The 7,928-nt window shown below is 55.8% G+C and carries 9 protein-coding genes, 1 tRNA gene, 2 pseudogenes and 1 other annotated feature; of the genes and pseudogenes, 6 read left to right on the forward strand and 6 right to left on the reverse strand.

Annotation, left to right across the window (positions count from 1 at the left end):
• The first annotated feature begins 783 nt into the window (after positions 1-783).
• Positions 784-1,038 (forward strand): type II toxin-antitoxin system ParD family antitoxin, encoded by a 255-nt coding sequence (locus tag ACP7IZ_RS07350; protein ID WP_426848524.1) that lies wholly within the window; start codon positions 784-786, stop codon positions 1,036-1,038.
• Positions 1,025-1,324, forward strand: coding sequence for a type II toxin-antitoxin system RelE/ParE family toxin (locus tag ACP7IZ_RS07355; protein ID WP_426848525.1), 300 nt, complete (start codon positions 1,025-1,027; stop codon positions 1,322-1,324). The genes ACP7IZ_RS07350 and ACP7IZ_RS07355 overlap by 14 nt, the downstream gene beginning before the upstream one ends.
• 29 nt (positions 1,325-1,353) lie before the next feature.
• On the opposite strand, the gene ACP7IZ_RS07360 is transcribed toward ACP7IZ_RS07355, so the two are convergent.
• The 3 genes and pseudogenes from ACP7IZ_RS07360 to ACP7IZ_RS07370 all read right to left on the reverse strand — a co-directional run bounded on the left by ACP7IZ_RS07360 (position 1,354) and on the right by ACP7IZ_RS07370 (position 2,208).
• A complete protein-coding gene (locus tag ACP7IZ_RS07360; RefSeq protein WP_426848534.1) occupies positions 1,354-1,542 on the reverse strand; it encodes a DUF2274 domain-containing protein in 189 nt (62 codons plus the stop codon).
• Positions 1,543-1,674: 132 nt separating this feature from the next.
• A pseudogene (locus ACP7IZ_RS07365) lies at positions 1,675-1,974 on the reverse strand (DUF736 domain-containing protein); the annotation flags it as partial.
• Positions 1,975-1,992: 18 nt separating this feature from the next.
• Entirely contained in the window at positions 1,993-2,208 is a 216-nt protein-coding gene (locus ACP7IZ_RS07370) for a hypothetical protein (protein ID WP_426848526.1), read from the reverse strand.
• Positions 2,209-2,870: 662 nt separating this feature from the next.
• Here ACP7IZ_RS07370 and ACP7IZ_RS07375 point away from each other — a divergent pair.
• A complete protein-coding gene (locus tag ACP7IZ_RS07375; protein WP_426848527.1) occupies positions 2,871-3,422 on the forward strand; it encodes a hypothetical protein in 552 nt (183 codons plus the stop codon).
• On the forward strand, positions 3,419-3,733 hold the full coding sequence (locus ACP7IZ_RS07380; RefSeq protein WP_426848528.1) for a hypothetical protein: 315 nt from the start codon (positions 3,419-3,421) through the stop codon (positions 3,731-3,733). The genes ACP7IZ_RS07375 and ACP7IZ_RS07380 overlap by 4 nt, the downstream gene beginning before the upstream one ends.
• 121 nt (positions 3,734-3,854) lie before the next feature.
• Here ACP7IZ_RS07380 and ACP7IZ_RS07385 read toward each other — a convergent pair whose 3' ends face one another.
• Both ACP7IZ_RS07385 and ACP7IZ_RS07390 read right to left on the reverse strand, forming a co-directional pair.
• On the reverse strand, positions 3,855-4,790 hold the full coding sequence (locus ACP7IZ_RS07385) for a DUF2493 domain-containing protein (protein WP_426848529.1): 936 nt from the start codon (positions 4,788-4,790) through the stop codon (positions 3,855-3,857).
• Positions 4,791-4,894: 104 nt separating this feature from the next.
• Positions 4,895-5,656: pseudogene (locus ACP7IZ_RS07390) on the reverse strand (DUF7146 domain-containing protein); the annotation flags it as partial.
• A gap of 54 nt (positions 5,657-5,710) precedes the next feature.
• Between ACP7IZ_RS07390 and ACP7IZ_RS07395 the strand changes: the two are divergent.
• Together ACP7IZ_RS07395 and ACP7IZ_RS07400 are read left to right on the forward strand one after the other, a co-directional pair.
• Positions 5,711-6,921 (forward strand): IS3 family transposase gene (locus tag ACP7IZ_RS07395; protein WP_089179075.1). Its coding sequence is split into 2 segments (ribosomal slippage): positions 5,711-5,996 and positions 5,996-6,921, totalling 1,212 coding nucleotides; the frame shifts between segments, so codons are not numbered across the junction.
• Positions 5,989-6,105: a sequence feature (AL1L pseudoknot), on the forward strand. Its footprint overlaps the gene before it by 117 nt.
• A 217-nt stretch (positions 6,922-7,138) precedes the next feature.
• Positions 7,139-7,861 carry a zinc ribbon domain-containing protein gene (locus ACP7IZ_RS07400; RefSeq protein WP_426848535.1) on the forward strand — a complete coding sequence of 241 codons (723 nt, stop codon included), beginning with the start codon at positions 7,139-7,141 and terminating at the stop codon, positions 7,859-7,861.
• Here the strand turns inward: ACP7IZ_RS07400 and ACP7IZ_RS07405 are convergent.
• A tRNA-Met gene (locus ACP7IZ_RS07405) sits at positions 7,818-7,894 on the reverse strand. The two genes, ACP7IZ_RS07400 and ACP7IZ_RS07405, sit on opposite strands and share 44 nt — an antisense overlap.
• Positions 7,895-7,928: the final 34 nt, after the last annotated feature.

Below are 7,928 nucleotides of genomic sequence, written 5' to 3' on the forward strand. Positions count from 1 at the left end.
TCTTAGACATAATAAACAAAAAAGCTGCTATTCGTGTGCAAAAGGTCTATGCAGCCACGTCATCATTCCGGTCTTGAAACCCAGATCGAGCGCGACAGGATCTCACTGCGTATTTTGAACATTACGGGTGAAGGCTATCGAAGGAATACCACGCAGGACGGATAATCAGTCGCGCCCCCATCGCCATCGCCATGGTTTGCCGTCGCCTTTAACGAACAAAAGAGTAAAGAATCCGACTGTAAACAGGACGTAGGCGACAGGGATCATCCAAGCCGACCAATTCAGAAATTGTGTAGTAACGGGAACCGCGACCATCAAAATACAGTAAAGAATCGTTGAAACCCAACCGGCAAAATTCTTGGGTCCAATACCAATGCCGTAAATCTTTACGCCAAACCACGGATAACTCATAAGCCCTCCCCAGCGCATATTACGTCGGATGCCGTTTACATTGCGGTGTACGAACGAATTGAATGGCAACGGGCAGTCTGCCCGTAATTGAAAGCGGTGTGGACTGTGTTCCTACGATTTCTTATCCGAACAAGGTATTAGTTTCCAGCCTCAATCTGTCGCGGTTCGCTTGACTGTGTCGGCTTTAGGCAATGGTCACGGCCGCTTTGATGTCTGACATGAGGCGGATGCTGCCCGTCCGCTTCATTCACCAGCAGCCATAGATCCCGTCCAGATGCAGCCTTCTATCTGGACCTGGAATACCGTACACCTGACCTCAATTTCATTGACAGGAATTGGCAAAGATTGTCATTCTTGAGATTGGAGGCACCGATGGCAACAATGAACGTATCCCTGCCCGACCCCATGAAGGAATGGGTGGAGGCTCAGGCCAGGACGGGACGCTATAGCAATGCGAGCGACTATGTCCGCGATCTGATCCGGCGTGATCAGGAAGCCCGTGCCGTGCATGATGATATCCAGACCCATATCACGGCCGGTCTGCGTAGCGGCGTCGGGACCAGAAGCATGAAGCAGCTGCTGCAGGACGCCCGCGCGGCGGCCGGAACGACGGATGCCGACCTGTAGAAAAACACGGCTCGCCGAAGACGACATCATCGGCATCTACATGCAGAGCGTGAGGGAATTCGGGCCACGGCAGGCCGAGGCCTACCATGCAGGTCTGGCGGACGCGTTCGACCTGATTGCGTTACATCCGCAGCTTGCGCCGGAACGTCGCGAATTCGCCCCGCCGATACGGCTGCACCGCCATCAGGCTCACCATATTCTCTATCTCATTGACGACGAAGGTGTCCTGATCATCCGCGTGCTGCCACGGCTACAGCGCTGGGAACGGCTTGTGGGCACAGACTGAACGGCCCGCGCGCTGAACCTGCCTCACCGTTAGTCGCCAACGCCTGTCATCCTGCCTGCCAACGCTGGCTTTCTGCCGCGTCGCTGTTTCTGGAAGGCCCGATCGGTCTCCATGAGACGTCCGACCATGAGCGGCACCAGTCTGGCCGCATCGGGGATGGCCTGAAGCAGGTTGTTTTCACCCCATGATGTCCCGGCTTCGGATCCAACGCTCAGCATGGTTGTCACCAGCGCCGCCTGGAAAAGCTGGCCCCAGTGCTAGTCCACCAGATCCTTGAGCCCGGTCTGGCCGATCGCATCGGCACCGGGGATCCTGTCGAGCACGATGCTTTCGCCATCGGGACGGATGAGACGGGTCCAGATGAGGGTGTAGCCCTCGCCTTCCTCGTCGGTGAACAGGTTGGCGAAGATCGGGGCGGCGAAGGAAGGATCGTCCAGCTTCAGGCTCAGATAGGTGCGGCCTTCGCTGGAGCGGCGGGTCCATGCGGCGCCGAGTTCAACCCGTCCGAGGTAGACGCGGTAGTTGGGGGCGTTGTCGTTGGCCCGGTTGGTTTCAGCCACCAGACGGACGTTGCGGGCCTGCAGGGCCAGGGTGACGATTTCGCCTTCGAAGCCTTCGCCCACCTTCTTGAAGGAACCGATGTTAGCCATTGTCGTATCTCCATGCTGTTATCGGGCCGCGACCACCGTGGCCTCGATGGCGATCGACCAGCCGGAGGCGAGCGGCAGAGCACCCTTCAGGGCCGCAGCGCAGCGGAGGACGGCAGGGCCGGAACTTTCTTGGCTCGCGAGGAATGACGGCGCAGCCGTCGGGGGAAGAAAGTTCTGGAACGCCGTTGCGGCCAGCCGATCGAGGCGCAGCCGGTCTTCGGCTAGATCAGCCATCCGACAGAGGCCATGGTGTGCGGACCCGACAGCCCCCCAGGAGATACGATGCCGGCATGACCGGTCCGACAGGTGGGGACCGTGCGACATGTGACGAAATCCCTATATACGAACAGCGCCCGTACTATCCGTTTTGGTAGCCGTTCACGACAGTCCCGCGCCAGTTTTCATCTCGCGTGCCAGTCCTACGGATAGGTCAGATGGCATCGTATGAATCCTTCACCCAGCCAAAAATCTCCCCACCAGAGAAGGCTAAAAGACCCATTCTTCCAGCCCTTACCTGCGGTTGGACGAGACGAAATTACCACTATCGGACTTGCTCGTTCTGCGGGGATACCTTACGAACGTATGCAAATAAATTCCCATCAATCAGACGCAATAAAATAAGGACATCAACCCGATTTTTTGGTAGATTGGGATCAAAGACAACACAAGAAGAAAAATTATAATGGAGGATAGTATAAACAGAAAAGTTCAGATTAGTAAAAGTATTATGGCATATTTTTATCTATCATAAGAAAAAATATTGCTTGTATTTAATTAATTTTCTCAAATAATTTTGGATTTGTGACGATCTGAAGGTGTATTTTTTTTGAATTATATGCTATATGAAATCGAAAAATATTATAAATACTATTCTTAACTTATCAAAGGTACATTGCGTGAGTCCCGGTCGAATAATTCACTTCTTGTGCTTTTCTATAATAATTATACTGGCATTTATTTCCTATTTCTTTATCCCAGCATTGTGGACAGGACAAGTCACTGTATTTTCTACTATTGGCGGATTTGTTACATTCTATGGTGTGATATTTGCCATTATCGAGACATGGCGCGCGCGTTCTGCGTCCGAAATGGCAAGTCACGCGGCAGATGCAGCAAACAAAAAAACCACAGCAATGTTCAATATAAAAAGTATTTCCGAGTGCCAATCGTGCATTCGCGATACTTTAATCGATGTAGATAAGGATGGATGGGCATCGACGGCAACTTTATCTAGAATCATAGAACTTTATACGGCCGAATTCTATGAAGAGTATAATGATCCAAATTCTGACCAGCGAATAAACATCGCGTCCCTACAGTCTCATGCAAGTACGGCTTCTGGTCCTCTAAAAAAGGCCGCTCTTTCACGTCTTAAACGAACTCTAACGCAAATGCTTGCTGACCTCACAGCCGCAGCGAGTACAAAAATCTCGGAGACCTCAAAATGATACCGAAGCCATTAAGACCCTTCATAATGCGCTTATTGCAAGCTACGGGAGACAACGAACTAAAATGGAACGAGGGCGCGGATGATGCCTACTTTGCCACTAGGAAAAATGCAGATTTACACATCCGTTATTTTTTCGACTCAGATACAGGCGAAGGAGGTTACACTTTTCGGATTCTGCGAGGAGATGGCGATGCCTTCTTTACAGTATCAAATAATGAAGATGATTATTACTTAATGAGAGATCTATACTCGGCTATTAGCGTTAACGCTGCCGGTGGAGGACAAATTGTAAGTGGTCTCTTCGATTAACAACCGATGTTGGCAAAAAATATGAGAAAATTTCATTCATAATTATTGTGCACGAGTTGAAACTGGACATCTGAGAGTGAACTTCCAATACAATTCAGATGCACCCAGACCATATCACAGTTCACTCACCATCCTCCCTGCGGAACCGCCAGATCGGGATGCCCATCTGTCTGGCCTTGTCGGCAAGATTGTCCTGAATGCCGGATCCCGGGAACACCATGACGCCGACAGGCAGGACTTTCAGCAGGGCATCGTTGCGCCTGAACGGGGCGGCCTTGCCGTGCCGGTTCCAGTCCGGCCTGAAGGCGATCTGCGCGACCTGCCGGTGATCGGCCCAGCGAGAGGCGATGAATTCCGCGCCCTTCGGTGAACCGCCATGCAGCAGCACCATATCGGGATGCTTCTCGCGCACCTTGTCGAGGCGGTTCCAGATCAGGTGATGGTCCTCGTAATCGAGCCCGCCGGTGACCGCAACCTTTGGTCCGGGAGGCACAAGCAGTTCGGTTTCGGCCTTGCGGCGGGTGTTGAGGAAATCGCGGCTGTCGATCATCGAGGCTGTCAGAGTGCTGCGACTGACCAGCGAGCCTGAGCGTGGCCGCCAGGGCGACATGGTCAGACGTTCAAACTGGTCGCAGGCGAGGTCGCGGAAGATCTCGTAGGCGTTGCGTCGTTCCAGCAAAGTCAGCCCCTCGGCGATGAGGCGTTCCAGTTCCACCGAGCGGATCTCGCTGCCATCCTGTTCCTGCTGGCTGCGTTTCTGCGCCGCCTCGTTGCGGTCGAGATCGCGCTCCACCTGCCCGACCATGCGGTGAAAGACGTTGACGGTGGACCAGAGCAGCGGTTCGAGATCGGGTTCCAGCCGCGTGTCGGTCAGCGTGGCTGACAGAGCATCGAAGATATCGGCAACCGCGCCCTCGATCTGGCTGGCGTCAGGCAAGGGCCTCGGGTCCGGCTCGTCCTCAAAGGGTCGGTGGCCGTAAAGCTGGAGTTCGGCCAGAACATGGGCGGTGGAAGAGGTGGCGTGTGCGGGTTCGAAATCGTCCTGTGTGCGGGTCATGGGTCTGTCCCCCGGAAAGGCCGCGGGCGCGCCCCGTCCGGAAACGGGACAACCCCGCACGGTAGTGGAAGACGATGATCCACCCCCCCCCTTCCCGGCCCGCCTCAGTGCGTAACGGGTTGCAGAAACCGCGCCACGTCCCGCGGGGCAAGCTGGGGATGCAGGATCGCCCGCATCGCCCCACGCCCGAGATAACGCAGATCATCGTTGAAATCCGCCAGACGCGGTGACAGCACGAGGCACTCGATCCCGGCCTCCTGCGTCCGGGCCAGCAGGGTCGCTACCGCGTGGTCTCCGGCGGGATCGTCGTCGCGCAGCACATAGAAGCGGCGCAGGGCAGACGGAAACGCCATAGCGGCGAGATGCGCCGAGGACAGGCAGGCGGCCAGCGGCAGATCAGGCATGACCTCATGGAGCGAGAGCACCGTCTCGATACCCTCGCCTGCCGCCAGAACGTCGGACACCATGCCAAAGCGCACGGCATGGCCGAGCAGATCGCCCATCGCCCGGCGGGGCATTTCGACAGGCGCCTTGCCGCGTCCGTCGCGCGCCAGCCAGGTGCGATGCACGCCGGTAATACGGCCTTCAAGATCGGTGACGGCGGCGATCATGGCAGGCCAGGTCTCGGTCGGGCTTTCAGTATCGGCGCGATAATAGCAGCGCGGATGGAAGCGCAGGGCTCTGGTTCCGTGCAAAAGCGTCATGTCACGTCTATGGAGATACGTTTCTACGGGCGTGCCTGTGATCGGCCCGGACATGGCCCAGAGCCGTCGTGCCGCATCTGCTGCCCCTGACGCCTGCGGGGAAGCGTCATGCCCGAACGCATGGGAACGGCCGCGATCAGAGGCCAGTCGTGGTGCCGACTGTGAATTGCCCCGGGTTTTGTGGAGACAGAACGACCCGAGAGGTAAGAAGAATTCATGAGCAACAAATCGAAGCGTTTTCCGCCTGAGTTTCGTGAACGTGCAGCCCGCATGGTTCTGGAGGAAGAGAAGAACCACCCATCACGCTGGTCCGCAGTGATGATGATCGCTCCAAAGCTGGATATTCACCCTGACACGCTGTCAAAATGGACCCGTCTGCATGAGCGGGCCAATGCGCCTGCGGTGAGTGACCTGCCTGATCGAGAGAAGATCAGGCAACTGGAGCGAGAGAACCGCGAATTGCGGCAGGCCAATGAAATCCTGCGCAAGGCTTCTGCGTATTTTGCCCAGGCGGAGCTCGACCGCATCTTCAAGCCATGACACGCTTCATTGATGAGCACCGGCAGACATATGGTGTCGGGTCAATCTGCAGGGTTCTGTCGATTGCACCATCTGCCTATTATGCTTATCGGGCAAGACAGAAAAATCCTTGTATGCGTAGCCAGAAAGACAAAGAGCTGAGCGACGAAATCCGTAGAGTGTGGAATGATAATTTCTGCGTCTATGGAGCGCGTAAGGTTTGGCATCAGCTCAGACGTGAAGGTCTGGATGTTGCCCGCTGCACGGTAGAGCGGCTGATGCGCCGGATGGGACTGAAAGGCGTCATTCGTGGCAAGGGTGTCAGAACCACACGGCCCGATCCGGCGCGGCCCTGTCCACAGGATCTGGTACAGCGACAGTTTTATGCACCAGCCCCCAACAGACTGTGGGTTTCGGATTTCACGTATGTTTCCACGTGGCAGGGCTTTGTTTATGTGGCCTTCATCATTGATGTATTCGCACGGGTTATTGTGGGCTGGCGTGTCTCCTCAACGGCCCATACCGACTTCGTGCTGGATGCCCTCGAACAGGCTCTGTGCCAGAGGCGGCCTGAGGGCAAAGTGACCCACCATTCCGACCGCGGCTGTCAATATGTGTCCATTCGCTACACGCAAAGACTGGCTGAAGCGGGCCTTGTTGCTTCTGTCGGCAGTGTTGGAGATTCCTATGATAACGCCCTGGCGGAGACCATTAACGGGCTCTACAAAACCGAACTCATCTATCGGCAGGGACCATGGAAAAATAGGGACGCGGTTGAACTGGCAACACTTAAATGGGTCGACTGGTTCAATAATCGGCGGCTCCTGTCCTCCATTGGAAACATCCCGCCAGCAGAAGCTGAGGCACGCTTTTATGCACAACAGAAATCACATGCATTAGCCGCTTAAATCAGATAAAAAACGTCTCCACAAAACCCGGGGCAATTCAGAATGGATCATCACCGAAGTACCCGAGTTGCGGATCGTCGATGATGCGCTCTGGCAGGCCGTCCGCGACCGTCAGGCGAAGATCGCCGCTCAATATGTCAACGTCATCGTGGCCGTCCGGACATCGGCAGCAAACAGGATGAACGGCATGCGCCGCCCCAAATCCCTGTTCTCGGGGATGATTTTTTGTGGCGTCTGCGGCGGCAGCTACTCGCTCCGCGAGAAGGACCGCTATGCCTGCTCAAACCGGATCGCTAACCGTTCCTGCCATAACAAGGCGACGATCCTGCGCTCCGACCTTGAAGAGCGCGTGCTGGCCGGTCTCAAGCACAAACTGATGACACCCGAAGCCGCCGCGGCAGCCATGAAAGCCTATACGGAAGAGACCAACCGGCTGAACCATGAGCGACGCGCCAACAGTGCTGGCTGGAAGGCCGAACTGGCAAAAGTCGAGAAAGGCATCGCTGGGATCATGACCGCGATCGAAAACGGAATGTTTGACCTTCATATGAAGGCACGCATGCAGGAGCTTCGCGACCGCGAGGTTGATCTGAACGCCCTGCTCTCCTCCGAACTGGAGGATACGCTCGACATTCACCCAAATGTCGCGGCGATGTTCAAGAAGAAGGTGGAGCGTCTGACCGAGAGCCTGAACCAGCCTGAGGACCGGGCCGAGGCGTCCGAGGCCGTCCGCGCGCTCGTCGAGAAGATCGTCCTCTCCCCCGGCGACAAGCGAGGCGAGATCTTCGCAACGCTTTATGGCGAGCTTGGCACGCTGCTGAGATTCGTGAACCAGAAGGACACGGAATCAGGCAAGTCCTTGAAAGGACTTGCGAAAACATCAATGTGGGAATCAGTGGTTGCGGGGGCAGGATTTGAACCTGCGGCCTTCAGGTTATGAGCCTGACGAGCTACCGGGCTGCTCCACCCCGCGGTTGTGATTGTGTTGAAATTTGTGGGGTATTGAG

Origin of the sequence: Acetobacter sp. AAB5 (assembly GCF_050106715.1) — a bacterium.
Taxonomy (GTDB): domain Bacteria; phylum Pseudomonadota; class Alphaproteobacteria; order Acetobacterales; family Acetobacteraceae; genus Acetobacter; species Acetobacter oryzifermentans.

Coding starts and splice junctions, on each gene's coding strand:
- ACP7IZ_RS07350 (WP_426848524.1), top strand. CDS start 784: ATGGCAACAATGAACGTATCCCTGCCCGACCCCATGAAGGAATGGGTG.
- ACP7IZ_RS07355 (WP_426848525.1), top strand. CDS start 1,025: ATGCCGACCTGTAGAAAAACACGGCTCGCCGAAGACGACATCATCGGC.
- ACP7IZ_RS07360 (WP_426848534.1), bottom strand. CDS start 1,542: ATGCTGAGCGTTGGATCCGAAGCCGGGACATCATGGGGTGAAAACAAC.
- ACP7IZ_RS07370 (WP_426848526.1), bottom strand. CDS start 2,208: ATGGCTGATCTAGCCGAAGACCGGCTGCGCCTCGATCGGCTGGCCGCA.
- ACP7IZ_RS07380 (WP_426848528.1), top strand. CDS start 3,419: ATGATACCGAAGCCATTAAGACCCTTCATAATGCGCTTATTGCAAGCT.
- ACP7IZ_RS07385 (WP_426848529.1), bottom strand. CDS start 4,790: ATGACCCGCACACAGGACGATTTCGAACCCGCACACGCCACCTCTTCC.
- ACP7IZ_RS07400 (WP_426848535.1), top strand. CDS start 7,139: ATGATTTTTTGTGGCGTCTGCGGCGGCAGCTACTCGCTCCGCGAGAAG.